This window comes from Homoserinibacter sp. GY 40078 (assembly GCF_008017545.1).
Taxonomy (GTDB): Bacteria; Actinomycetota; Actinomycetes; order Actinomycetales; family Microbacteriaceae; genus Homoserinibacter.
In genome coordinates, this window is record NZ_VRTZ01000002.1 from 16,969 (window position 1) to 40,413 (window position 23,445).

The 23,445-nt window shown below is 69.3% G+C and carries 24 protein-coding genes; 11 read left to right on the plus strand and 13 right to left on the minus strand.

Annotated elements, in window-relative coordinates; translation table 11 throughout:
* Positions 1-7 precede the first annotated feature (7 nt).
* The 3 genes from FVQ89_RS08785 to FVQ89_RS08795 all read right to left on the minus strand — a co-directional run bounded on the left by FVQ89_RS08785 (position 8) and on the right by FVQ89_RS08795 (position 2,416).
* The gene (locus FVQ89_RS08785) at positions 8-829 is read right to left on the minus strand and encodes a transporter substrate-binding domain-containing protein (protein ID WP_147901599.1); all 822 of its coding nucleotides are present in this window, start codon (positions 827-829) and stop codon (positions 8-10) included.
* A 79-nt stretch (positions 830-908) separates the two neighbouring features.
* Complete coding sequence (locus tag FVQ89_RS08790; protein ID WP_147901600.1) at positions 909-1,646, minus strand: amino acid ABC transporter permease; 738 nt, start codon at positions 1,644-1,646, stop codon at positions 909-911.
* Between the two features lie 2 nt (positions 1,647-1,648).
* Positions 1,649-2,416 (minus strand): amino acid ABC transporter ATP-binding protein, encoded by a 768-nt coding sequence (locus FVQ89_RS08795; RefSeq protein WP_255513519.1) that lies wholly within the window; start codon positions 2,414-2,416, stop codon positions 1,649-1,651.
* Between the two features lie 163 nt (positions 2,417-2,579).
* Here FVQ89_RS08795 and FVQ89_RS08800 point away from each other — a divergent pair, with 163 nt between their 5' ends.
* The 5 genes from FVQ89_RS08800 (at position 2,580) to FVQ89_RS08820 (ending at position 7,040) form a co-directional block, all read left to right on the plus strand.
* Entirely contained in the window at positions 2,580-3,554 is a 975-nt protein-coding gene (locus tag FVQ89_RS08800) for an LLM class flavin-dependent oxidoreductase (protein WP_147901601.1), read from the plus strand.
* Complete coding sequence (locus FVQ89_RS08805) at positions 3,551-4,333, plus strand: LLM class flavin-dependent oxidoreductase (RefSeq protein ID WP_147901602.1); 783 nt, start codon at positions 3,551-3,553, stop codon at positions 4,331-4,333. The genes FVQ89_RS08800 and FVQ89_RS08805 overlap by 4 nt, the downstream gene beginning before the upstream one ends.
* Positions 4,330-4,878 (plus strand): Lrp/AsnC family transcriptional regulator, encoded by a 549-nt coding sequence (locus FVQ89_RS08810; RefSeq protein ID WP_147901603.1) that lies wholly within the window; start codon positions 4,330-4,332, stop codon positions 4,876-4,878. Before FVQ89_RS08805 ends, FVQ89_RS08810 begins: the two co-directional genes overlap by 4 nt.
* An 88-nt stretch (positions 4,879-4,966) precedes the next feature.
* Positions 4,967-5,986, plus strand: a complete 1,020-nt coding sequence (gene fgd / locus FVQ89_RS08815) for a glucose-6-phosphate dehydrogenase (coenzyme-F420) (RefSeq protein WP_147901604.1) — start codon at positions 4,967-4,969, stop codon at positions 5,984-5,986.
* A 4-nt stretch (positions 5,987-5,990) separates the two neighbouring features.
* Positions 5,991-7,040, plus strand: a complete 1,050-nt coding sequence (locus FVQ89_RS08820; protein ID WP_147901605.1) for a zinc-dependent alcohol dehydrogenase family protein — start codon at positions 5,991-5,993, stop codon at positions 7,038-7,040.
* Between the two features lie 19 nt (positions 7,041-7,059).
* Here FVQ89_RS08820 and FVQ89_RS08825 read toward each other — a convergent pair whose 3' ends face one another.
* From FVQ89_RS08825 to FVQ89_RS08840, 4 genes are read right to left on the minus strand one after another with little or no spacing between them, the layout of a single operon-like run.
* Positions 7,060-7,821 (minus strand): ABC transporter permease, encoded by a 762-nt coding sequence (locus FVQ89_RS08825; RefSeq protein WP_147901606.1) that lies wholly within the window; start codon positions 7,819-7,821, stop codon positions 7,060-7,062.
* Complete coding sequence (locus tag FVQ89_RS08830) at positions 7,818-8,627, minus strand: ABC transporter ATP-binding protein (protein ID WP_147901607.1); 810 nt, start codon at positions 8,625-8,627, stop codon at positions 7,818-7,820. Before FVQ89_RS08830 ends, FVQ89_RS08825 begins: the two co-directional genes overlap by 4 nt.
* Entirely contained in the window at positions 8,624-8,995 is a 372-nt protein-coding gene (locus tag FVQ89_RS08835) for a DUF1048 domain-containing protein (RefSeq protein ID WP_147901608.1), read from the minus strand. Before FVQ89_RS08835 ends, FVQ89_RS08830 begins: the two co-directional genes overlap by 4 nt.
* On the minus strand, positions 8,992-9,327 hold the full coding sequence (locus FVQ89_RS08840) for a PadR family transcriptional regulator (protein WP_147901609.1): 336 nt from the start codon (positions 9,325-9,327) through the stop codon (positions 8,992-8,994). The genes FVQ89_RS08835 and FVQ89_RS08840 overlap by 4 nt, the downstream gene beginning before the upstream one ends.
* A gap of 101 nt (positions 9,328-9,428) precedes the next feature.
* On the opposite strand from FVQ89_RS08840, the gene FVQ89_RS08845 reads away from it, so the two are divergent.
* The 6 genes from FVQ89_RS08845 (at position 9,429) to FVQ89_RS08870 (ending at position 17,338) form a co-directional block, all read left to right on the plus strand.
* Entirely contained in the window at positions 9,429-10,769 is a 1,341-nt protein-coding gene (locus FVQ89_RS08845; RefSeq protein ID WP_147901610.1) for a serine hydrolase, read from the plus strand.
* 61 nt (positions 10,770-10,830) lie between these two features.
* Positions 10,831-11,826 (plus strand): TIGR03557 family F420-dependent LLM class oxidoreductase, encoded by a 996-nt coding sequence (locus FVQ89_RS08850; protein WP_370454460.1) that lies wholly within the window; start codon positions 10,831-10,833, stop codon positions 11,824-11,826.
* Between the two features lie 48 nt (positions 11,827-11,874).
* Positions 11,875-12,651 (plus strand): coenzyme F420-0:L-glutamate ligase, encoded by a 777-nt coding sequence (locus FVQ89_RS08855; RefSeq protein ID WP_147901612.1) that lies wholly within the window; start codon positions 11,875-11,877, stop codon positions 12,649-12,651.
* A 235-nt stretch (positions 12,652-12,886) separates the two neighbouring features.
* Positions 12,887-13,813, plus strand: a complete 927-nt coding sequence (locus FVQ89_RS08860; protein WP_255513607.1) for a MoxR family ATPase — start codon at positions 12,887-12,889, stop codon at positions 13,811-13,813.
* Positions 13,814-13,827: 14 nt separating this feature from the next.
* Positions 13,828-15,111 (plus strand): DUF58 domain-containing protein, encoded by a 1,284-nt coding sequence (locus FVQ89_RS08865; protein ID WP_147901614.1) that lies wholly within the window; start codon positions 13,828-13,830, stop codon positions 15,109-15,111.
* On the plus strand, positions 15,098-17,338 hold the full coding sequence (locus FVQ89_RS08870; RefSeq protein ID WP_187264979.1) for a DUF3488 and transglutaminase-like domain-containing protein: 2,241 nt from the start codon (positions 15,098-15,100) through the stop codon (positions 17,336-17,338). The genes FVQ89_RS08865 and FVQ89_RS08870 overlap by 14 nt, the downstream gene beginning before the upstream one ends.
* Before the next feature lie 16 nt (positions 17,339-17,354).
* Here FVQ89_RS08870 and FVQ89_RS08875 read toward each other — a convergent pair whose 3' ends face one another.
* Genes FVQ89_RS08875 through FVQ89_RS08900 form a run of 6 tightly spaced genes read right to left on the minus strand, consistent with a single transcriptional unit; the run spans position 17,355 to position 23,395 of the window.
* A complete protein-coding gene (locus tag FVQ89_RS08875; protein ID WP_147901616.1) occupies positions 17,355-18,455 on the minus strand; it encodes a glycosyltransferase in 1,101 nt (366 codons plus the stop codon).
* A complete protein-coding gene (locus FVQ89_RS08880) occupies positions 18,452-19,474 on the minus strand; it encodes a substrate-binding domain-containing protein (RefSeq protein WP_187264980.1) in 1,023 nt (340 codons plus the stop codon). Before FVQ89_RS08880 ends, FVQ89_RS08875 begins: the two co-directional genes overlap by 4 nt.
* 49 nt (positions 19,475-19,523) lie before the next feature.
* Positions 19,524-20,612, minus strand: a complete 1,089-nt coding sequence (locus FVQ89_RS08885) for a DegT/DnrJ/EryC1/StrS aminotransferase family protein (RefSeq protein ID WP_147901618.1) — start codon at positions 20,610-20,612, stop codon at positions 19,524-19,526.
* A 28-nt stretch (positions 20,613-20,640) separates the two neighbouring features.
* Complete coding sequence (locus FVQ89_RS08890; RefSeq protein WP_147901619.1) at positions 20,641-21,411, minus strand: ABC transporter ATP-binding protein; 771 nt, start codon at positions 21,409-21,411, stop codon at positions 20,641-20,643.
* Positions 21,408-22,412, minus strand: coding sequence for a putative F420-0 ABC transporter permease subunit (locus tag FVQ89_RS08895; RefSeq protein ID WP_147901620.1), 1,005 nt, complete (start codon positions 22,410-22,412; stop codon positions 21,408-21,410). The genes FVQ89_RS08890 and FVQ89_RS08895 overlap by 4 nt, the downstream gene beginning before the upstream one ends.
* Positions 22,409-23,395, minus strand: a complete 987-nt coding sequence (locus FVQ89_RS08900; RefSeq protein ID WP_147901621.1) for a putative F420-0 ABC transporter substrate-binding protein — start codon at positions 23,393-23,395, stop codon at positions 22,409-22,411. The genes FVQ89_RS08895 and FVQ89_RS08900 overlap by 4 nt, the downstream gene beginning before the upstream one ends.
* Between the last annotated feature and the right edge of the window lie 50 nt (positions 23,396-23,445).

Consider the following 23,445-nt stretch of genomic DNA (forward strand, 5'->3'; position numbering starts at 1 on the left):
GGAGCAATCAGAGCGTGGGCTCGATCCACTTCCGGTAGAGCGCGTCGAGAGTTCCGTCGGCGGTGCGGTAGGCGAGCCAGTTGTCGACCCAGGTCTTCCACTCCGTGTCGCCGTAAGGCAGAGCGTACGCGCCGAACTGCGTCGCGAACGCCTCGCCCGAATTCAGCAGGTGCACGGTGTCGGGGTTCGCGTCGACGTACGGGCCCGCGAGGTACTCCTCGACGATCGAGGCGGCAGCCCGGCCCGAGCTCACCTCGAGCAGCGCGGCATCCTGGTCGAGCTCGGTGATCGTCGCCTTCTGGAAGCTGCGCTTGGCGAGCTCCGCGGCGGTCGACCCGGTGAGCACCGTGATGACGGTGCCCTCGGTGTCGAGGTCCGCGATCGTCGTGTCGGCGGGGAGGTCCGCGTTGCCGAGCAGCACCTGGTTGTACGGCACGTACGGGTCCGAGAACCAGACGGTCTTGGCGCGCTCGGGGGTGTTGACGAGGCCGACCGAGATCATGTCGAACTGGTCCGCGATGAGGCCCGGGATGAGCGCCTCGAACTCCTGGTCCTGGATGTCGAGGTCGACGCCGAGGTCGGCGGCCATCAGGTCGAGCAGTTCGACGTCGTAACCGGCGGGGTTGCCGTCGTCGTCGATGTACATCTGCGGCTCGAACTGCAGCGTCATACCGACGGTCAGCTTGCCCGAGTCGAGGATGTCGTCGAGGGTGGAGCCGCCGGCCGCGGTGTCGCCGCCCGCGGCGGTGCAGCCGGTGAGCAGAGCGGATGCCGCCACGAGGGCGGTGGCGCCGGCGAGGATGCCGCGCCGAGTGGTGCGCTTGGTCATGCGATGCCTTCCTGAGGAAGCGGATACGGGTGTGGTGCGGTGTGGTGCGGGGGTGCCGGGCGGATCCCGGCGTGGGCGCTCACCTCTCGGTGACCGCCAGCTCTGTGAGCCGGTCGAGACGCGCGCGGCGTCGACGGCTGGTGTGTCGACGACCGCCGAGGGCGTCGCGGCCGGTGGCGTGTCGGCGCTCGAGGTACGAGAACACCTGCGAGATCACGAGCGTCACGACGAGGTAGAGGATGACGGTCGCGGTGTAGATCTCGAAGGGCCGGAAGGTCTGGGAGGTGAGCAGCTGTGCGGAGCGGATGAGCTCCATCACGCCGATGTACGACACGAGCGAGCTGTCCTTGATGAGTCCGACGATGTTGTTGCCGAGCGGCGGGATGACGATCCGCAACGCCTGGGGGAGCGTGATCGAGATGAAGGTGCGCACGGAGTTGAATCCGAGCGAGTGGGCCGCCTCGATCTGCCCCGGGGGCACCGCCTGGATGCCGGCGCGATAGACCTCGGCCATCCACGCCGTGTACTGCAGGGCGAGCGCGAGCACGCCGGCGAAGAACGGTGTGAAGTTCACGCCGATCGCGAGCGAGATGCCGTAGTAGACGTAGATGATGAGCGCGAACGGCGGTACGGAGCGCAGCACGTTAATGAACGCCGCCGCGATCCAGCGCAGGATCGCGATGTGGCTGAGCCGCAGCAGCGCTACGAGCAGCCCGCCGATGAGGGCGATGAGGGCTGCGATGCCCGAGAGCTGCAGCGTCATGAGGAGGCCCTGGGCGAAGAGGTCCAGATTGTCGAAGACGACCGACCAGTTCATGTTCACAGCACGGCCTCCAGGAACTTCCGGGTACGGGGCTCGGTGGTGGTGGTGAAGAGCGAGCGGTCGCCCTTCTCGACGATCTGCCCGGCGTCCATGAACACGTTCTGATCGCCCATCTCGCGGGCGAAGCCCATCTCATGGGTGACGACCACCATCGTCATGCCGTCCTCGGCGACGGCGCGCATGACGCCGAGCACCTCGCCCACCATCTCGGGGTCGAGCGCGGAGGTCGGCTCGTCGAAGAGCATGACGTCGGGCTCCATCACGAGGGCGCGGGCGATCGCGACACGCTGCTGCTGGCCTCCGGAGAGCTGGCTCGGGTAGCTGCCGAGCTTGTCGATGAGGCCGACCCGGCGGAGGGCGCGCGCGGCGCGCACCTCGGCCTCGTCGCGTGAGATGTGTTTGACCCGCCGGAGGGCGATCGAGACGTTGTCGAGCGCCGTCAGGTGCGGGAAGAGGTTGAACTGCTGGAAGACCATGCCGACCTTCTGGCGCAGCTGGAGACGGTTGCCCCGAGGGAGCGTCGCGCCCGGGATCCCGGGTCCGTACTCCGCGCCGAGCACCTCGACGGAGCCGGAGTCGGGCTGCTCGAGCAGGTTGATGCTGCGGAGCAGGGTCGACTTCCCGGAGCCCGAGGGCCCGAAGATCACGACGTGCTCGCCCCGGTGGACCGTCAGGTCGACACCGTGGAGCACCTCGTGGTCGCCGTACGACTTCACGATGGAGCGCAGGCGGATCACTGCATCCGCCGAAGGTTTTGCCGTCACACCATCATTGTTTTCATTTGAAAGGCGGCTATGTCCAGCCAGCACGCAATCGTTAACATGATTGCTACATTCGAAACGCGCACGTAACGCGATCGGGGCTAGCCTGCTTTCAGATGCGAGCGATCACGTCTGGTCGCGGGTCGTCTCGCGGAGAGGGAGCAACATGAGAGTCGGCGCGGGCCTCTGGAATCTGCAGCAGAGCGCGATGGTGCCCAGGTCGTCCGCCGCGACCTACCGCGGATTCATCGACGAGGCACGCCGCCTCGAAGCTCTCGGATACGACTCGCTCTGGCTGAGCGAGCACCACTTCTTCTACGACGGCTACTGCCCGGCCGTGCTGACCGCCGCCTCCGCCGCGCTCTCGGCCACCACGCGCCTGCGCGTCGGCACGGGGATGCTGCTGCTCCCGCTGCAGGAGGGCGAGCGCGTCGCCCGCGCCGCCGCCCAGCTGAGCGCAGCGAGCGGTGGCCGGTTCGACCTCGGCGTGGGCCTCGGCTACCGGGATGTCGAGTTCGATGGCAAGGGTCTCGCCAAGAAGGACCGCCTCGCCCGCAGCCGTACTTCGCTCGCGGCGATCGCACGCGTGGCGGAGCCGGCAGGTGTGACGGTCTGGAACGGATCCGCGACTCCCGCGGGCGTCGCCCGTGCCGGTGCTCGCGGTCAGGGCGTCGTGCTCTCGGGCGGCAACCCGCTGAGCCTCGTGCGCGAGCTCGCCGCCGCCCACCGCGCCGGATGGGAGGAGGCCGGCCGTCCCGGTGCCGCTCGCCCGCGCGTCTCGGCGCTCCGGAACGTGTGGCTCACCTCCGACTCCGCGGAGCGCGACGCGGTGCTCGAGTACCAGCGCGCCAGCTACGTGCTCTACGCGGGTCTCGGCTGGAGCGTCAAGGCCACCGGCGACACTCCCGAGATGGACTTCCGCGCCGACGTGGACGCGGCCGTCGCGGCGGCGGTCGCCACCACGATCGTGGGGGACCGCCATGAGGTGCTCGACGGCCTCCGCGAGGTGGCGGAGGCGGGCGTCGACGACGTCATCCTCCGCGTCATGATCGAGGGCGCACCGACGCCCGCCGTGTTCGACATGCTGGGCCGCTTCGCCGACGAGGTCATGCCCGAGCTGGACGGTCTGGAGGCCGCATGAGGATCCATCTGCAGCTGCCGGTCGACGACGCCGCGACGTGGGCGGCCGAGGCGGATCGCGTCGGCGTGCACGGCGTGCTCGTCTCGCCCGCCGCGGGTCTCGGCGCGATCAGCGCGCCTCCCGTGGCCCTCGCCACCCGCGACGCGCGGGTGATCGTGCCGGTCGTGCTCGGCGAGGAGCACCCGGTGACGCTTGCGGAGGAGCTCGTCGTGCTCGACGCGCTGAGCGGCGGACGGATCGTGGCGCTCGTCGACACCGCCGGGCTCGATGCGGAGGCGGCCCTCGAGGACGCCGCTCTGCTGCGGCACGCGCTCTCGGGTCGTCCCATCCGCCACCGCGGAGCACGCTGGACCGTGCCCGCGGGGATCGCCGAGGATGCACCCGACGCCGTGATCGTCACTCCGGGACCCGTTCAGCTCGAGCTTCCGCTCTGGGTCACCGGTGCCGCGGCATCCGAGGTGGGCGCGTCGATCGGGCTCGCCGTGCTCGCCGAGGACGCGCAGGCGGACCTCGCACCCCGCGGCGTCCAACCCGCCTGTGCGGCGCTCAACGGCGACCTCGAGACCGACCGTGCGACGGTTCTCGCGTGGATGGCCGCCGGGGCCACCCACCTCGTGCTCGCGCTGCCCGACGGCGCCGCCCCCGCGATGCTTGGCGACTACCTCGCTCGGTACCTGATCCCCGAGGCGGCGATGGTGGACTTCCCCCGGCTCATGGCCGAGACCACGCCTCCGCCCGTCTGGCCGGGATCCCTGCCGGCGGTCGAGAGCGCACCGTGACGCAGACGCCGCCGCCTGCCTCGACGATGGCGGGCCTCTCGACGCTCGTCGCCCGATCCCGTCCGGCCGTCCCGCTCGACGAGACCGACCGCGAACTGCTCTCGGCGCTCGCCGCAGACCCGCGGATCTCGCAGCGCCAGCTCGCGAAGCAGATCGGCATGTCGGCGCCGTCGATCGGCGAACGTGTCGCGCGTCTCGAGCGGCTCGGAGTGATCCGCGGCTACACGGTCGACATCGACTGGTCGGCGGTCGACCTGCCCGTGCTCGTCTATATGCCCATCACGATCGCGATCGGTGCCGACGTGAAGATGCTCGTCGAGCAGCTGCGGGCGATCGCCGAGCTCGAGGAGCTCGTGGTCGTCACGGGTGGCTACGACCTCATCGCGCGCTTCCGGTTGCGCGACCACGCGCACCTGCAGGAGCTGCTGCTGGATCGGCTGTATCCGATCCCGGGGCTCCAGCGATTCGAGACCTTCCTCAGCCTGGGCGAGATCCCGGCGGCGATCGCGCTCGACGAGATCCTCGCGCGCCGGGCCGCGGAATAGCCCGGATCCGCGCTCGCGGGCCGTCCGCGAGCGCTCTGTCGGTTGCGGCACCGAGCCGCGCCGCAACCTGAACCCGCAGAATGGAGTCATGAGCGTGTTGCGTCTGGGATACAAGGCTTCGGCCGAACAGTTCGGCCCGAGGGACCTCGTGGAGTTCGCCGTCGAGGCGGAAGCCCACGGTTTCGAGTCGGTGACGGTGTCGGACCACTTCCAGCCGTGGCGGCACGAAGGCGGCCACGCGCCCTTCTCGCTCGCGTGGATGGCGGCCGTCGGCGAGCGCACGAGCTCGATCGTGATGGGCACCTCGGTGATGACCCCCACCTTCCGCTACAACCCGGCGGTCATCGCGCAGGCGTTCGCGACGATGGGCGAGCTGTACCCGGGCCGTGTGTTCCTCGGCGTCGGATCGGGCGAAGCGCTCAACGAGATCGCGACCGGATGGCGCGGCGAGTGGCCCGAGTTCAAGGAGCGCTTCGCGCGCCTGCGCGAGTCGGTCGACCTCATGCGCGAGCTGTGGACGGGCGACCGGGTGAACTTCGACGGCGAGTACTACCGCACGGTCGACGCCTCCATCTACGACGTGCCGGAGGGTGGCATCCCCGTCTACATCGCGGCGGGCGGCCCGATGGTCGCGCGCTACGCGGGCCGCGCCGGCGACGGCTTCATCTGCACCTCGGGCAAGGGCGCCGAGCTCTACCGCGACCAACTCATGCCGGCTGTCGCCGAGGGTGCGGCGAAGGCCGACAAGACCCTCGCCGACGTGGATCGCATGATCGAGATCAAGCTCTCGTACGACACCGACCCCGAGGCGGCTCTCGAGAACACGCGCTTCTGGGCGCCGCTCGCGCTCTCGAAGGAGCAGAAGCACGACATCACCGACCCGGTGGAGATGGAGAAGGCCGCCGACGCGCTGCCGATCGAGAAGATCGCTTCGCGCTGGATCGTGGGCTCGGATCCTGATCAGGTGGTCTCCGAGATCGCCCAGTACGTCGACTGGGGCCTCAACCACCTCGTCTTCCACGCCCCCGGTCACGATCAGCGGCGGTTCATGGAGCTGTTCGAGCGCGATCTCGCTCCGCGGCTGCGACAGCTCACCGCGAAGGACTGACACGATGCGCGCGACGGTCATCCACGGCGAACGCGACGTTCGCCTCGAGGAGGTGCCGGATCCGGTGCTCTCGACCGGAGGCGATGCGATCGTCCGGGTGGTCGCCGCGTGCGTGTGCGGCTCGGACCTCTGGCCGTATCGCGGGGTGACGCCCACGCACGGCGCGCACCGGATCGGGCACGAGTTCGTGGGCATCGTGGAGGAGGTCGGATCGCAGGTCGAGCGCATCCGGGTGGGCGACTTCGTGATCGCGCCCTTCTACGACTGCGACATGACGTGCGCCAACTGCCGCAACGGTTTCAGCACCTCGTGCCTCGAGGGCGGATGGTGGGGCGCCGACGACCGCCTGGGCGGGTTCGCGGATGGCGGCCAGGGTGAGCGGGTGCGGGTTCCGCACGCCGACGGCTCGCTTGTGGCGACGCCGGCGATGCCCGACGAGGCGCTCGTGCCGCACCTGCTGACGCTCGCGGACGTCATGGGAACCGGCCACCACGCGGCTGTCTCCGGGGGAGTGGCGCCGGGGCGATCGGTCGTCGTCGTGGGTGATGGCGCGGTGGGACTCTGCGCGGTGCTCGCCTCCGCGCGGCTCGGGGCTGAGCGGATCGTCGCGATGTCGCGGCATCCGGAGCGGCAGGAGCTCGCCCGGCGGTTCGGTGCAACCGACATCGTCGAGGAGCGCGGCGCGGACGGCGTGGCCCGCATCCGCGAGCTGTTCGACGGGATCGGTGCGGATGTGGTGCTCGAGTGCGTGGGCACCAAGGAGTCGATGGACCAGGCGTTGAAGTCGGCGCGTCCGGGCGGTCAGGTGGGCTTCGTGGGTGTGCCGAACGGCGGCCCGGAGTTGCCGATGCGTCAGCTATTCGGCAGCAACGTCGGGGTGCGCGGCGGCGTCGCGCCCGTGCGCAACTACGTGGAGGAGCTGCTGCCCGAGGTGTGGGACGGCCGCCTCCAGCCGGGTGCGGTGTTCGACCTCGAGCTTCCGCTCGCGGAGGTCGCGGAGGCGTACGCCGCGATGGACGAACGGCGGGCCGTCAAGGTGCTGTTGCGCCCCTGACGACCCGCCGCATCGACTCTCAACGGAATCTGCGTCGGTACACCGCGCCCGCGGCGATGACCGCGGCCACGAGGATCCCCAGACACCAGGCGAGCGCGACCCACAGGTCGGTGCCCACCGGCTCCCCGACGAAGATCGCACGCAGGCTGTTCACGATCGAGGTGACCGGCTGGTTCTCGGCGAACCACCGCACGGGCCCGGGCATCGTCTCGGTCGGCACGAACGCCGAGCTCACGAACGGCAGAAGGATCAGCGGGTAGGAGAACGCGCTCGCACCCTCCACGGAACTCGCCGAGAGGCCAGCGATCACGGCCACCCAGGTGAGGGCGAGCGTGAACAGCACCAGGATGCCCGCCACGCCCAGCCATCCGACCACGCTCGCCCCGGTGCGGAACCCCATGACGAGCGCCACGGCCACGACGAGCACCAGCGAGATCAGGTTCGCGACGAGCGAGGTGAGCACGTGTGCCCAGAGCACTCCCGATCGGGCGATCGGCAGCGAGCGGAACCGCTCGAAGATGCCGCCTGCGACATCCATGTAGAGCCGGTACGAGGTGTACGAGATCCCGGAGGCGATGGTGATGAGCAGCACGCCGGGCAGCAGGTAGTCGACGTAGGCGGTGTCGCCGGTGTCGATCGCGCCACCCAGCACGTAGACGAACAGCAGCATGATGCCGACCGGCATGATCGCGGTGGTGATGATGGTGTCGACGCTGCGGGTCACGTGCCGCAGGGTGCGGCCGGTGAGTGCGGCGGTGTCGCCGATGATGTGGGTGCTCATGGTCGGGCCTCCGCTGCCTGATCGGTGTCGGTGTCGGTCTCGGTGTCGCCGACGACTGCGAAGAAGATCTCCTCGAGGCTCGGCTGCTTCTCGATGTACTGCACCTCCGCCGGCGGCAGAAGCGCCGCGAGTTCGGCGAGCGTGCCGTCGACGATGATGCGTCCCCGGTGGAGGATCGCGATGCGGTCGGCGAGCTGCTCCGCCTCCTCGAGGTACTGCGTGGTGAGCAGCACCGTGGTGCCCTTGCCGGCGAGCTCTTTCACGGCCGCCCACACCTCGTTGCGTGCCTCGGGGTCGAGCCCGGTGGTGGGCTCGTCGAGGAAGATCACCGCGGGGTCGCCGATGAGGCTCATCGCGATGTCGAGGCGGCGTCGCATGCCGCCCGAGTAGGTCGAGGCGCGGCGGTCGCCCGCATCTGTGAGCCCGAAGCGCGTGAGCAGCGCCTCGGCGACGGATGCCGGATCCGGCGCGTGCCGCAACCGCGCGACGAGAGCGAGATTCTCACGTCCGGTGAGGATCTCGTCGACGGCGGCGAACTGGCCGGTGAGGCTGATCGCTTCGCGCACGCGCCCCGGCTGGGCGGCGACGTCGTATCCCGTGACGCTGGCCGAGCCTGCATCCGCACCGACGAGGGTGGCGAGGATGCGGACGAGGGTGGTCTTTCCGGCGCCGTTCGAGCCGAGCAGGGCCACGATGCTGCCGGGGGCCACCTCGAGGTCCACCCCGCGCAGGACGCGCAGCGTGCCGTAGGACTTCTCGAGGCCGGCGACCCGGATGGCGGGGGCGGTGGCGGTCGCGGTAGTCACGATCCCTCCCCGGCGGTCTCGGCCTCTGCGATGGCGGTGCGGAGGCGTGCGCGCTCCTTGTCGATCCACTCGGTGGCGCTGTAGGCGTCGCGGAACGCCTCGACGAACTCGACCGGGTCGTCTCCGACGATGTCGTGCAGAGCGGTGCCGTCGGCGACAGCCCGCTGCCACAGCTCGAGCAGGTCACTGAGCATGCGCACGAGCGCGTCGCCGTCGGTGATGCCGCCCGCGTACATCAGGTAGCGGTCGGTCGCCTTCGCGGCGGCGCGGTACGGCTCGGGGAGCGCGGCGATGCCCGCGCGGTACTGGCGGTATTGCTTCTTCTGCTCGAGCGGTCCGGTGATCGTCTCGATCCACTTGGCGGTCATGCCTGTTCTCCTTCGGTGTGCAGCTGTTCGAGGCGTTCGGTGAGGAACGTCCAGTTGGCCCAGAATTCGTCGAGGGATTCGCGCCCTCGTCCGTTGAGTGAATAGACCTTGCGCGGGGGCCCCTTCTCCGACGGCACCTTCTCGATGTCGACGAGGCCGCGTTGTTCGAGGCGCAGCAGCACCGCGTAGACCGTGCCCTCGACGAGGTCGGTGAAGCCGAGTTCGCGCAGGCGTGCGGTGATGTCGTAGCCGTGCGCGGGGCGCCGGGCGATTTCGGCGAGCAGCATGCCCTCGAGAAAGCCTTTGAGCATCTCGGTCATCTGCTTGCTCATCGGAGCTCCTTTCCACTACTCAGTGTTGGTGAGTACCGGTAGACGGTAACACTGAGTACCGGTAGATAGCAATACCGAATACCGCGGGTTAGCATCCCGTCATGCGTCTCCTCCGTGGGGCCGGCATCGTCGCCGCCTCTCTCGCGCTCGTGCTCGTCGTCGCTCTCACGGGCGTGTACCTCTGGCAGGGGCCGATCCTGTTGACCGGAACCGGCTACGCGGCCCACAACGCGTGCGCGGTCGAGCGGGTGGCGGGGCGCGAGGATCCGGCGACGGACCTGCCGCCGAATCCGCTCGTGCCGTACCTCGACGTGCGGTCGGCGGGGGCCGTCGCGACCGCGTCGATCCTGGGCGTCGGCACGCCGCAACAGGCGCGCTACACGCCCGGCTTCGGCTGCACGCTCGCATCCGCTGCCCTCGACCTCGGGTCGCCGACGGAGGTGAGCTCGGCGGGCAATCCGTTCACGGAGGCAGTCGTGTCGGAGGCCGACCCGGAACTCGAGGCGGCCCTCGATAGGGCGTTCGGGTCGGAGCTCTCGGCGGAAGACGCCGAGGCGCTCGGCACCCGCGGGGTCGTGATCGTGAAGAACGGCGAACTCGTCGCGGAGCGCTACGCGGACGGCTTCGACGCGTCGACGCCGCAGCTTGGCTGGTCGATGTCGAAGTCGGTCACCTCACTCATGACCGGCATGCTCGTGCAGCAGGGCGTGGTGGCGCTGGAGGATGACCACCTGCGGCCGGAGTGGACGGACGAGCGCGCCGACATCACGGTGGAGCAGCTGCTGCGGATGACGAGCGGCCTCACCTGGGACGAGACGTACGACCTCGGCACGCCGATCACCCGGATGCTGTACCTCGAATCCGACATGGGGCGGTACGTCGCGAGTCTGCCGCTCGCGCATTCGCCGGGGGAGGTGCAGCAGTATTCATCCGGATCGACGACGCTGCTCTGTTCGGTGCTCGCCGAGCGCACGGGGCTCGGCGCCGATCTGCCCCGCGCGACCCTGTTCCAGGCGCTCGGCCTGTCGTCGGCTGTGATGGAGCCGGATGCGTCAGGCGTGCCGGTGTGCTCGTCGTACATGTGGGCGACCCCGCGCGACTGGGCGGCGGTCGGCCAGTTCGCCATGCAGGCCGGCGCGTGGAACGGCGAGCAGTTGCTGCCGAACGACTGGATCCGCCGGAGCCTCACCGTGACCGACGTCTCGGCCACCGACGACCCCGGCTTCGGGATGGGGTGGCGCATGAACGAGCTGCCCGACGGCTCGCTCCGCTGGCCGGAACTGCCCGACGACACCTTCTATGCATCCGGCCACGACGGCCAGAAGCTGATCCTGGTGCCGTCGGAGGGACTCGTGGTGGTGCGGATGGGGTTCACGCCCGTTGCGGACGACGCGCCGTCGGAGGTGGCGCTCGTGGCGGAGGTGATGGCGGCGCTGAGGTGAGCTCCGGAGCCGAGCATCTCGCTGCAGAGGGATGCGGCGCGCGGCACGAGAGAATAGGGGAGTGACCCCTCACATCGGCTACGCCGGCATGCTCGAGCGTTTCGCGCCGAACGATGTCATCGCGCTCGCGCAGAAGGCCGAGGCCGCAGGCTTCACCGGGGTGATGGCGGCCGACCACTTCCAGCCGTGGACTCCGCAGCAGGGGCAGGCGAGCTTCATGTGGAACGTGCTCTCGGCGCTCGGGCAGGTGACCACGGGCGATCTCGGCACCGTCACCGCCCCGACGTTCCGCTGGCATCCGGCGATGGTCGCGCAGGCATCCGCGACCCTCGCCGCCATGTATCCGGGGCGGCACTGGCTGGGGCTTGGATCCGGTGAGGCGATCAACGAGCACATCGTCGGGCGGTACTGGCCGGAGGCGCCGGAGCGCATCAACCGGATGTTCGAGGCGGTCGACCTCATCAAGAAGCTGTTCGCTGCATCTCTCTCGGGGCGCGACGCGCGGCACGAGGGGCAGTACTACAAGCTCGAGTCCACGCGGCTTTGGACGATGCCCCGCACCGCGCCGCCGATCCTCATCGGCACGGCGGGGCCGGTCACGGCGAAGCGGGCCGGTCGCACGGTGGACGGGATCGTGATCGACGGCGCCCCGGTCGACAAGATCGCGCCCCTGCTGCAGCGGTTCGCGGAGGGCGGCCGGGAGGTGGGCCGGGATCCGCGCACGCAGACCCGCATCCTGCGCCTCCACGTCAGCTGGGCGCCCACACACCAGGAGGCGGTGCGCGCGGCGCTCGCCGAGTGGCCGAACGCGGGGATGCGCTTCCCGAAGTCCGACATCCGCTCGCCGTACGAGCTGGAGCAGATCGCCCGCAGCGTGCGGCCGGAGGACTTCGAGGGGCGCGTGCTGATCTCGGACGACCCCGACGTGCACCGTGCCCACATCCAGCGCCACCTCGATCTGGGGTTCGACCGCATCTACCTACACAACGTCGGGCGTGACCAGGAGGCGTTCATCGACGTCTTCGGGCGCGAGGTGCTGCCCGCGCTTCGCGGCTGAGTGCTGACATCCGGCACGTTTGGCGCCCGGAGTGAGGACAATGGATCCGTGACCCACACCGGCCCCGCGTTCAGCGTGTTCGCCCTGCTCGGGCTGCCCGAATTCCGGCCCGGCGACGACCTCGCCGGCCTCCTCGGCGACGCGCTCGCGCCGGTGATCGAGGATGGCGACATCATCGCCGTGACGAGCAAGATCGTCTCCAAAGCCGAAGGGCGCCTGTACCCGGCGGAGGACCGGGAGGATGCGATCACCGCCGAAACGGTGCGGGTCGTCGCGACGCGCGCGCACGCCGACGGCAGCGGCATCACCCGAATCGTCGAGAACCGGCAGGGCCTCGTGATGGCGGCGGCCGGCGTCGACGCGTCGAACGTGGATGCGGGGCACGTGCTGCTGCTGCCGGAGGAGCCGGACCGCTCCGCCCGGCACATCGCCGAGGTGCTGCGGGTGCGGTTTCACGTGCGGGTGGGGGTGATCCTCACCGACACGATGGGGCGCCCGTGGCGCGAAGGGCAGACGGATGCGGCGATCGGTGCGGCGGGGGTCGTGGTGCTCAACGACCTGGCCGGCACGGTCGACGCGCATGGGCACCCGCTGGCTGTCACGGCGCCGGCGATAGCCGATGAGCTGGCGGCCGCTGCGGAGCTCGTGAAGGGGAAGGCCGACGGGCGACCGGTGGCGGTGATCCGGGGGCTCGGCCACCTCGTGACGGACCTCGACGCCCCCGGCGCGCGCGCCCTCGTGCGGCCGAGTGAGCGCGACCTGTTCCGCCTCGGCACCCGCGAGGCCTACGACGAGGGCTTCGCCGCGGGCCGCTCGGCCCCCTGACTCCACCGCGCCGACCCTGTCGCCCGGCCACCCGGGGGAGGGGACGCAAAGTGCCCGAGACACGCCGTGTCTCGAGCACTTTGCGTCCCCTCAGGCACGTGACGGATCCGAAGGCCCGTGCGAGACTCGGACGATGGATCGCGTACCCGATTCCGGGGAGGATGTCGGCATCGACGCCGAGACCTCCACGGGGGCCCTGCCGCTGCCCGAGTTCCTCCTCGATTCGCGGGCGGTGATGGCCGCGGTCGAGACCGTCATCGACGGCAAACGCGACGTCGTCGAGCTCGCCACGACCGTGCTGCTCGCCGAGGGGCATCTGCTCGTCGAGGACGTGCCCGGCGTCGGCAAGACGATGCTGGCCCGCGCCCTGGCGCGCAGCGTCGACTGCACGGTGAACCGCATCCAGTTCACCCCCGACCTGTTGCCCTCGGACATCACGGGCGTCTCGGTCTTCAACCAGGCCGACCGCGAGTTCGAGTTCAAGCCGGGCCCCGTGTTCGCGAACATCGTCATCGGCGACGAGATCAACCGCGCGAGCCCGAAGACCCAGTCGGCTCTGCTCGAGTCGATGGAGGAGCACCACGTCTCGGTCGACGGCGCCACCTACGACCTTCCCCGCCCGTTCACCGTCATCGCCACCCAGAATCCGGTCGAGATGGAGGGCACCTACGCCCTCCCCGAAGCCCAGCGCGACCGCTTCATGGCGCGGATCTCGATGGGCTACCCGGATGCCGCGAACGAGATCGCGATGCTCCGCACCCGCCAGCAGGGCAGCCCGCTCGACGACCTCTCGCCGGTCGTCACGATCGAGCGGCTGCGGCGCATGATCCTCACCGTCCGCGACGTATTCGTGAGCCCCGCCGTCGAGCACTACGCGGTCGCGATCGCCGCCGCGACCCGCGTCGACCGCGAACTGCGGCTCGGCGCGAGTCCCCGCGCCACCCTGCAGCTCGTGCGGGCGTCGAAGGCCCGCGCGGCGCTCGACGGCCGCGACTTCGTGCTGCCCGACGACATCGACGCGCTCGCCGTGCCGGTGCTCGCCCACCGTCTGATGCCGGCGAAGTCCACCGGATCCGGGTTCGGTCGCGAGGCGCTCGCCGAGATCGCGGCGCGGATCGTGCGGTCGACGCCCGTGCCGCTCGGCGCATCCGGTCCCGCCTGAGCGTCGGTCCTCCCGTGTCCGCCCCCTCGTTGCTGCGCCGCAGGCGTCGCCTGCGTCTCACAGCGCGCGGCTGGGTGGCGATCGTCGTCGGGCTCGTCTGTCTCGTGCTCGGCTACACGACGGGTCGTGGTGAGCTGCTCGTCGCGGGTTCGCTCGCGTTGCTGCTGTCGCTCGGCGGCCTGCTCGTCGCGCGCATCCGTCGTCCGGATCTCGGCGTCGTGCGTCTGTTCTCCCCGCCGGTGGTCGCGGCCGGGTCGACCACGCATGTGACGCTGCGTGTGCATAACGCGAGCTCGCTCGCGACACCGGTGCTGCGCACCGACGACACCGTCCCGTGGCGGGAGGCTCTGCCCGCCCACACGATCGACACGATCCGCTCGGGGACCGTCGCGCAACGCACGGTGGAGATCGGATTCGAGCTGCATCCCCCTCGAAGGGGCCTGTTCCCGGTAGGTCCGCTCGTCGTCGAGCACGCCGATCCGTTCGGGATGGCACGCGCTCTCACCGCTGTCGGCGACGTCGACAGGCTCACGGTCGTGCCGGCCGTCACCCCGCTTCCGGAGGGCGGCCCTGTGCTGATCGACGGGGACGGCACGGCACAACTCGTGCAGCGGCGCGCGGTCGGCAACGACGATGACCTCTCGACCCGCGAGTACCGGCACGGCGATGCGCTGCGTCGCGTGCATTGGCGCGCATCCGCCCGGCACGGCGAGCTCATGGTGCGGCAGGAGGAGCACCGCAGCCACCCCGACGCGCGGATCGTGGTCGACACCCGCCTCGGCGGGTACCCGGATGCCGAGGCCGACGACATCACCTGGCCGCGCACGGCCCACAGCGAGGCGTTCGAGTGGGCGGTGCGGATGCTCGCCTCGCTCGCCGTGCACCTCGACGAGCAGGGTTTCCGCGTCGGGATCGTCGAGACCGGCGCCCCGCAGGTGGTCGACATCGGAGAGAGGTGGGAGGGCGGCCAGCGTGTGGAGGCGTTCCTCACGAGCCTCGCGTCGGTCCGTCTGCTCGATCGCCGCCAAGAGGGCGAGCTGCCGTCGGCTGGTCCCGACGCGAGCGGTCCGACGTTCGCGATCCTCGCGGATGCCGACGAGGACGTCGTGGAGTGGGTACTGCGGCAGCGCCGTCCGGGTCAGGCGGGGGCCGTGTTCCTGCTGGGGATGCGCGCATCCGCCCGGGAGCGCTTCGCGGACGCCGGATGGGTGTGCGTCGATGCGGCTGCGAGCGATGATCCCGGAGACGCGTGGCGGTCGTCGGCGACGGAGGCGGGGTTCATCCGTGGCGCTCACTGACCTCCGCCCCAGCCCCGGCGCCGTGCCGACCTCGAGCGGCGGACCACGGCGCGTCCCGCAACGCGAGCGGCGCCTCCCCGAACGTCACCTCGCGCGGCTGGCGCTCGCGATCGCGGGCCTGCTCGCCGCGCTCGCGGGACTCCACGTGCTGCTCGAGGGTGTGTGGTGGTGGTTCGCGGGGGCGCTCTTCGCGATCGTGATCGTCTCCGCGACGACGGTGGCGCGGGCGCTCATGCGCAGCCTGCTGCTACCGCCCCTCGTCGGGCTCATTGCGGGCGTCATGCTCGTGACGCTGTCGTTCGCCCGCGAGACCGCGATCCTGGGGGTGATCCCCACCTTCGACACCGTCGCGCGGCTCCAGACCGTCGTCGACTCCGGCATCGCCTCGATCGTCGAGCAGCGCGCCCCCGCGACCGCGGAGGTGGGCATCGTCATGCTCATCGCCGCACTCACCGGGCTGTGCGCGTGGGCGGCTGAGATCTTCGTCGCGTCTCATGCTCCGGCGATGGTGGCGCTGCCGTTCGCGGCCGTGCTGATCGTGCCGATGGTCGTGCGGTCCGGCCTCACCGATCCGCTGTGGTTCGTGGTCGCCGCTGTCTGCTTCCTGGCCCTGCTCCACGTCGACACCCGCCGCGACTCGAGGCCGGCGGTCGCGCTGACCGGGCTGATCGCGCTCGTCGCGGCGCTTCTCGCACCGGGCGCGCTCCCGCGGGTCGGCGAGGAGGCATCCTCGCCGGTCGGCGGTCTCACGGCGGGGCTTAATCCGCTCATCACCCTCGGCGATGACCTGCGGCGCGGCGATCCGGTGCTCGCGCTCACCTACACGAGCACCGCTTCCGGTCCGGTGTACCTGCGTCTGACGACGCTCGGGAACTTCACCGGCGACACCTGGGGTCCGGCTCTCAGCGACGTTGCGCAGGCGGGCGACATCGCCGAGCTCCCCGAGCCGCCCGGCCTCGGAACGGGGATCCCGCGCGAGCAGGTGGACGCTGATGTGCGGGTGTCGCAGGTGCGGAGCCGCTGGCTGCCGGTCCCGTATCCGGCGACGGGCATCGAGGGGGTCTCGGGCGCCTGGTACACCGAACCGGACGGGTTGACGATCCGGTCGGACGGCGATAGCGCGCGGGGCCAGGACTACACGGTCCAGTTCCTCGAGGTGGACCCCACCGACGCCCAGCTCGCCGAGACCGTCGTGGGCGGAACGGCGCCGCGGCAGTCGCTCGACCTTCCGGACGACGTACCCGAGATCATCGGCGAGACGGCTCGAACCGTGACGGCGGGTGGCGGATCGGCGTACGACAAGGCGCTCGCACTGCAGAACTACCTGCGTTCCGAACCCTTCACCTACTCCGAGGACGCCCCCGTGGAGGAAGGCTTCGACGGATCCGGGATGGATGCGCTCGCCGTGTTCCTCGACCGCAAGACCGGGTACTGCGTCCACTACGCCTCCGCGATGGCCGTGATGGCGCGCGAGGTGGGAATCCCTTCGCGGATCGCCGTGGGCTTCCAGCCGGGGGAGCGCGACGTGCGCGACGGCCGCTCGCAGTTCGTCGTGAGCTCGAACGATCTGCACGCGTGGCCCGAGCTGTATTTCGAGGGCATCGGCTGGCTGCGTTTCGAGCCGACGCCGGGCCGCGGCTCGGTTCCGTCGTACGGATCTGTGCCGGTGGACGACCCGGCGACCCCGGAGGATGAGAGCACGGCAACGCCCGTGCCCACCTCGTCGGCGACTCCCGGCGCCCGCCCACAGGACGAGAACCTGGGGGCCGATCCCGCGACGCCCGCGGAGACGGCGGCGTCGGCGACCGGCGTCGGCGGCGGCATCGCGCTCGGGCTGCTCGTAGTGGCGCTGATTCCCGCCGTGATCCGCCTGACGATCCGGCGGATGCGATACGCCCGTATCCGCAGCGGTCGCGACCCGGCGCGCGCCGCGTGGGATGAGCTGCGCGACACCGCCCACGATCACGGCTGGACCGCCCCGCTGTCGGAGACGCCGCGGGGATTCGCCGACCGTCTCACGGCGGCCGTCGGCGACGGAGCGGGGCTCGCCGCCCTGCGGGGCAGTGTCGAGGTGGCCGCCTACGGCCGTCCGGATGCGGGCGCCGTGACCACGGATGAGGTGCAGGCCGCGCGCCGCACGATCGCCCGCGCGAGCGACCTGCGCACCCGCCTCGGCGCGATCTTCCTGCCCAGCTCGCTGCTGAAGCGCTGGCGCCCCGACGACTGACCCGGCGTTTGTTGCGTCAGGAGAAGTCCGAGGAGATCGTTGCCACGAGTTCGCGCACAGCCGGGAGCTCGGAAATGCCGGACTTGACGTCCTTGCGTGACTCAACCCACGAAGCGGTGCCAACCTCTTCGAGGTGGCCGATGACTTCTTTCGGGTCGAGCGTCGTGATACGACCTATCCCAGCGGCCTTCGCGGCTTCCGCGATCTCCTGATTGTCTGATCCCAGTGGGTGACACAGGACAGCCACGCCTTCGCGCGCGGCCGTAAGCACAGTGCTCCTGCCTCCATGGCATATGACCGCGATGCACCCATCCATGAATGGTGTCTGCGGACGTAGTGCCGCTCGAGCCCTCCTCGCGTCAAAGCCCGCCACCACAAGCCTGTACTTGGCCCCAATTGCACGAAGCAGCTCTCGAGTTGTGCGGGTGTCTGGCCGATACACGGAGCCGAATGTTGCATACACATGGGGCGCTTCGCTCGGACTCTGTCGAGACTTCAGCTGTCTGCCTGGCTCGAGAAATTCAGGGCGGACACGGTAGGTCGATGGAGGTGGACTCTCGCGTCGCGAAAGAAAGCTGGGTGAGTTCGAGATGAGGCCATAGCGATACATCGAGCCGGGCTGACGAATCTGGCGTCGACCCAGGAGGGCGCCGATCGAGTCGCCGCATCTGACCCACCAGTCCTTCTCTGACCAATGATGGCTAACGTCGAACGCAAGATGTGGAACGCCGATCTCGTCGGCCACGAGCCAACTAGCGATCTCGGTAGAGTCACGGATCACGAGGTCGGGTTGCGTTTCCCTCATGGCCAGCCGAAGACCATCAATCAGCCCATCTGCACGGTGCCCGATCGATACTCGGTTTCTCAGTGCGACGAGTCGCTCCTCGCTAGATAGGGCACCGTAGTCGGGAATGAGTCCTCGGGTGAACTCGCTTGCGCTTCCGGGCGGTTCCTCTGCCGCCGCTCTCGCGCGAGCTCCAGCAGAAGAGAAGTACGCGGCCACGCTAGGAGCTCCGAACGCCACCACTTCGTGCCCGGACTGAAGGAACTCCTGTGCAAGTCGGCCGAGACCGGTCAGATGACCAAGTCCCGGCTGAGAAATGAACGCGACCTTCACTCCTGGAACGGAACGATCTTGGGTGGGGTCAGTCGTACTCGGGCCACGGGCCACCTCCTGTTGTAGACGTCCGTCAAGGCAACCGCGGCGTCCCTTCCCTGCCCCCTTGCGTCGGTGTCAACCGTGGCGAACGATACTCCCGCTTGCGAGATCACGTATTTTCCGACAGAGCTAGTGGTTCCGTCGTAGCCGACAAATGATGTCCGCTTGAGTTCCTTGGGTTTCAACTTGCGCGCAATCGTGAGGGCGGTTCGGTCATCCGCTGCGAAGACCACGAGGCGCCCACTCGAATCGCTCAGCTGCCTGCGGATGTCTTCGATCGGTTCGGAAACGTGATCATTACTCCAGCTCTTGAGGGTTGTGGTTGTGACTCGTGGCAAGAGCTTCGCATCGGATAATGCGAGCATCACTCGCGCGCTGCGACCCGCGCCTGGATGAGAGTCCATTGGTCCAATCAGCACGTGCGCTCGAGCGGTCGGGTCTTGGCGTAGTCGTTCGACAAGCGCCTGCCCCGCCAAAGTCCCGCCAGCTTCGAAGTCGGATGCCACGAAGATCGGGTCTGGTGCACCTCTTGACCGGAAATAATCAGATGGCGGCTTGATGTCAAGCACCACCACCGCTGTTCCGCGCCTGAGGAAGTCTGCGAGGGGGCTCCAGATTTCGTCGCTGTCGTGAGCCGGAATGATCACCAGGGCGTGCGCCCTCTTGGCTTCCTCTGAGGCGAGCGTAACCTTCTGGAATTCAGTTCGGGGGCTATTAAGCGGCGGGCGCGACACGGTCAACTCTCCGGGAACGGAACGTATGCTCTCCCTAAACCCGTCCAGCAGGTTCGTCTCGAAGATGTCGTCGTCAGTGCCACCTACAAAAATGATGCGCTTCTTGGGTTCACGCCTACGAAACCCTTCGAACAACGCGTCGAGGAACCAGGCGATAATCGCCCAGACGGTAACGGCAGGCGTTGCCTCGAGGTTCATCAGCAGCGCGAAAAGGAAAGAAGCCGCAACCAGGAGCTTGGTCAACGATATGACCCACGCCGGTATCCTTCGCCGGCGCATCGACCTGCCGTAGTCACGCATTGGCGGCAGCTGCCTCCTCAACCAATGCCTCACACACGATCTCGATTGCATCAGATGGCATTTGCCCCCACAAGGGTAGACAAATCACTTCGGCCTTCGCGCGGTTTGCTTCTACGTGCCTGGAGCTTGTGCCCAAGTCGTACTCCTTCGCGAAATATCGGCGGGTCTCGATGCCTCGCTTCAGGAGGGCGCTGCTCACCGCGCCGGCGATATCGCCCGAACCTCGGTCGAGACGCACAGCGCAGTTGCTACCATTGTAGGCCAATTCCGCAGAGGGCCTCAGCATGTGGATCGTGTCATGACCTTCCAGTCGTTCCCAATACAAATCTAGGACAGCGCGACGGGCACGCATTTCTGACTCAATCTGCTGGAGGGAGATGGTTGCCACTGCTGCGGTCAACTCGTTTGCTTTGGCGTTGAACCCCCTCGGGTCTGCTCCCCGTCCGCGCCGGATCCCAAAGTTCGAAAGCATTCGTGCCTCATCGATGAGGCACGGGTTCCGTGAAACAAGGAGGCCGCCTTCGATACCGTTCAGCACTTTCGTGGCGTGCAGGCTGACCGCGCTGGCATCGCCGTAATGAGTGAGCGGAAGGTTGCCGATCCTTGTACCCGCAGCGGCAGCTGCATCGTAGATCACTGGAATATCGGATCCTTTGGATATCTTCTCGAGGCTCTCGACGTCTGCGGGGTAGCCAAAGACGTGTGTAACCACGATCGCTGTGGTGGCTGGCGTAATTGCGTCCTGAACCGCTGCGGGATCAACGGACAAGTGGTTTGGCTCGATGTCCACCGCGACCGGTCGAGCACCCGCACGAAGCACGGCTTGAATCGTTGCCGGGTGAGTGAACGCCGGCACGATCACTTCGCCGCCGCGCGTGAGCGTCGCGACAGCGAGCTGTATGGCAGCGGTGCCGGAGGCCGCCATTAGCGAAGCCCCTCCGAAGAACGATGCGGCCTCGGCTTCAAATCGCGTTTGTATCGGTCCGCCGTTCGCTACGCGCTCGGCTAGCCAGGCCTCTCGCAATAGTTGTTCGACTGCCGAGAAGTCTGGCAGCGCAGGCCGCGTATATGGAACGAGCATTTGCACATTCTGTACCGACCCCGCCGCGTCACCCGATCGCGAGCAGCGGCCTCCCCGTGAGGGGGTTGCGGGTCCACTCGGCGCGCACCCCGAACACGTCGCCGATCAGGGCGGGGGTCAGGGTCTCGAGGGTGGGGCCGTGCGCGGCGACGCGACCGTGCTGCACCACGACGACGGCATCCGCGTGCGCGGCGGCGAGGCTGAGGTCGTGCACCGCGGCGATCACGGTCACGCCGCCGTCGGTGAGGCTGCGCACCACGGAGGTCATGTCGAGCTGGGCGGCGAGGTCCAAGTGGTTGGTGGGTTCGTCGAGCAGCAGCACGCGCGGTTGTTGGGCGAGCGCCCGCGCGAGCATGACGCGCTGACGTTCGCCACCCGAGAGGGTCGTGATGTCGCGCTCGGCGAAGTCGGTGGCGCCCGCTCGGGCGAGGGCGCTCTCGATGATGGATGCGGCATCCGCGTCGCCCCCGCCGAGCAGCGACTCGTGGGGGCTCCGCCCGAGCCGCACCACATCGCGACCTGTGAGCGGCAGCTCGGTCGTGGCGTCCTGCTCGACGAGCGCCACGATCCGCGCCCGCTGCCGGCGGGGAAGCGCCAGCAGGTCGACCCCGTCGAGCAGCACCATCCCGGATGCCGCGCGCTCGATCCCGGTGACGGCGCGCAGCAGCGTCGACTTGCCGGCGCCGTTCGGGCCGACGATCGCGGTGAAGCCGCCCACCGGCGCATCGAACGCGACGCCGTCCACGAGTGCCTGCTCGCCCACGCGCACGGTGACGTCGCGCACCTCGACGGCGCTCATCCGACGCTCCGGCGACGCAGCAGCAGGATCGCGAACACGGGTGCGCCGATGAGCGCCGTGACGATGCCGACCGGTAGCTCACGCGGGTCGAACGCGGTGCGCGCGAGGGTGTCCGCCCACACGAGGAACACGGCCCCGGCGAGCGCAGAGAGCGGCAGCAGGGCGCGATTCCCCGGGCCGATCACCAGCCGGACCGCGTGCGGTAGCACGAGACCGACGAACCCGATCGCACCCGAGACGGCGACAAGGGCGCCGGTGAGCAGCGCGCTCGCGGCGAGCAGCGTCCACCGAACCCCCGCCACCGGGATCCCGAGGGCGGCGGCCGAGCGGTCTCCGAACGCGAAACCGTCGAGGACGCGTCCGGAGAACATGAGCGGCACCCCAACGACGAGCATCGCGACCCCCGCGATCGCGACGGCGGGCCAGCGGGCTCCCGCGAGCGAGCCGAGCAGCCAGCTGAGGATGTCGCGGTAGGAGTCGCCGGTGGCGGTCCAGAAGATCACGAAGCTCGTGAGGGCGGCGGCGAAGCTTTGCACCGCGATCCCCGCAAGGATCGTGCGACCGGGCGTCAGCGGCCCGCCGACGCTCGCGAGCGACAGGGTCGCGACGAGCGCGATCATCGCACCCCCGAAGGCAGCGACCGGCAGCAGCAGCCCCACGCCGAGCAGCAGCACCGACACCGCGCCGAGCGAGGCTCCGGACGACAGCCCGAGCAGGAACGGGTCCGCGAGCTGGTTGCGCGTGATCGCCTGCATCACGACGCCCACGACCGCGAGGCCCGCGCCGACGAGCGCCGCCGTGAGCACCCGCGGCAGCCGCAGCTCCCACACGATCCCGTCGCGCAGGGCGTCGAGCGGCGACGCGGTGCCGCCGAGGTGGGAGACGATCGACCCCCAGACCTCGCCGACACCGAGGTCGGCGGATCCGAGGGCGATCGCCACCGTGACCGACGCGACGAGCGCCGCGCCGAGCACGGTGGCGGTGACGGCGACGCGGGTCACGGCAGCTCGGCCACCTGCTCCGCCACGGATGCCGCCGCGTCGACCGTGCGCACGCCCGCCTCGCCGGCCGGGAACGGCACCGTCACGTATGCCTTGTTCTTCACCGCGGTGAGCTCGGCGGTCGCCGGGTTCGACTCGAGGCGCGTGATCTTGTCGGCGGCCGTGTTCCAGCTCGCGTCGACGAGGACGATCACATCCGGGTCGGCGGCGATGATCGCCTCCCAGCCGAGCGAGTCCCAGGTGTTCTCGACGTCGGCGGCGATGTTGGTGAGGCCCGCCGTCTCGAGGATCAGCTCGGGGGCGCCGAGACCGGCACCGACGTAGGGGATATCGTCGCCGGAGGAGTACCAGAGGGCGGTGAGTCCGCGGGTGTCGGGCTGGATCGCGTCGAGGGTCGCCTGCTGCTCGGCGAGCAGTTCGCTCGGGTCGACACGGAAGATCGACGCCGCCTCCTCGATCTCGGAGAAGATCTGGTCGAAGGTGAGCTTCGGCAGAACGCCCGTGCTGCGGCATGCCGCGGGCTGCACGTAGCTCGCGACGCCGAGCGACTCCAGTTCCTCACGCGTACCGGCGGCGTCGGCGGCGAAGGCCGACTCCCATCCGGAGTAGACTACGTCGGGCTCGAGCTCGAGAACGGATTCCTCGTTCGGCATGAACGCCGAGAGCTCGGGCGCGCTCTCCTCGTCCGCCCACTTCTCGGGCACGGGACCGTCGGTGAACGCCGTGCCGACGATGCGGTCGCCGACTCCGAGCGCGAGCATCATCTCGACGGAGGTCGACTTGATCGCCACGACCTTCTGGGGCGCGCTCTCGAAGGTGACGGGGTAGCCACAGTTCTCGATCGAGACGGCGGCGTCGGTACTGGGGCTGGCGGCGGGCTCGGCGGCGACGGTGCTGCATCCGGCGAGCGCGACGAGCGCGACGGCGACGACACCCGTGCGGACGAGAATCGCGGTGCGAGGGGAACGACGGGACAGGGACATGAATGACCTCGGGGTAAAAGGGCGAGCGGGAAGGAGCGAGCATGATGAGC

What these genes read in the sequence shown, in the direction of transcription:
- FVQ89_RS08820 (WP_147901605.1), top strand. Translation starts at nt 5,991, where the DNA reads ATGCGCGCGACGGTCATCCACGGCGAACGCGACGTTCGCCTCGAGGAG.
- FVQ89_RS08845 (WP_147901610.1), top strand. Translation starts at nt 9,429, where the DNA reads ATGCGTCTCCTCCGTGGGGCCGGCATCGTCGCCGCCTCTCTCGCGCTC.
- FVQ89_RS08840 (WP_147901609.1), bottom strand. Translation starts at nt 9,327, where the DNA reads ATGAGCAAGCAGATGACCGAGATGCTCAAAGGCTTTCTCGAGGGCATG.
- FVQ89_RS08800 (WP_147901601.1), top strand. Translation starts at nt 2,580, where the DNA reads ATGAGAGTCGGCGCGGGCCTCTGGAATCTGCAGCAGAGCGCGATGGTG.
- FVQ89_RS08785 (WP_147901599.1), bottom strand. Translation starts at nt 829, where the DNA reads ATGACCAAGCGCACCACTCGGCGCGGCATCCTCGCCGGCGCCACCGCC.
- FVQ89_RS08900 (WP_147901621.1), bottom strand. Translation starts at nt 23,395, where the DNA reads ATGTCCCTGTCCCGTCGTTCCCCTCGCACCGCGATTCTCGTCCGCACG.
- fgd (WP_147901604.1), top strand. Translation starts at nt 4,967, where the DNA reads ATGAGCGTGTTGCGTCTGGGATACAAGGCTTCGGCCGAACAGTTCGGC.
- FVQ89_RS08825 (WP_147901606.1), bottom strand. Translation starts at nt 7,821, where the DNA reads ATGAGCACCCACATCATCGGCGACACCGCCGCACTCACCGGCCGCACC.
- FVQ89_RS08860 (WP_255513607.1), top strand. Translation starts at nt 12,887, where the DNA reads ATGGCCGCGGTCGAGACCGTCATCGACGGCAAACGCGACGTCGTCGAG.
- FVQ89_RS08790 (WP_147901600.1), bottom strand. Translation starts at nt 1,646, where the DNA reads ATGAACTGGTCGGTCGTCTTCGACAATCTGGACCTCTTCGCCCAGGGC.
- FVQ89_RS08890 (WP_147901619.1), bottom strand. Translation starts at nt 21,411, where the DNA reads ATGAGCGCCGTCGAGGTGCGCGACGTCACCGTGCGCGTGGGCGAGCAG.
- FVQ89_RS08835 (WP_147901608.1), bottom strand. Translation starts at nt 8,995, where the DNA reads ATGACCGCCAAGTGGATCGAGACGATCACCGGACCGCTCGAGCAGAAG.
- FVQ89_RS08805 (WP_147901602.1), top strand. Translation starts at nt 3,551, where the DNA reads ATGAGGATCCATCTGCAGCTGCCGGTCGACGACGCCGCGACGTGGGCG.
- FVQ89_RS08885 (WP_147901618.1), bottom strand. Translation starts at nt 20,612, where the DNA reads ATGCTCGTTCCATATACGCGGCCTGCGCTGCCAGACTTCTCGGCAGTC.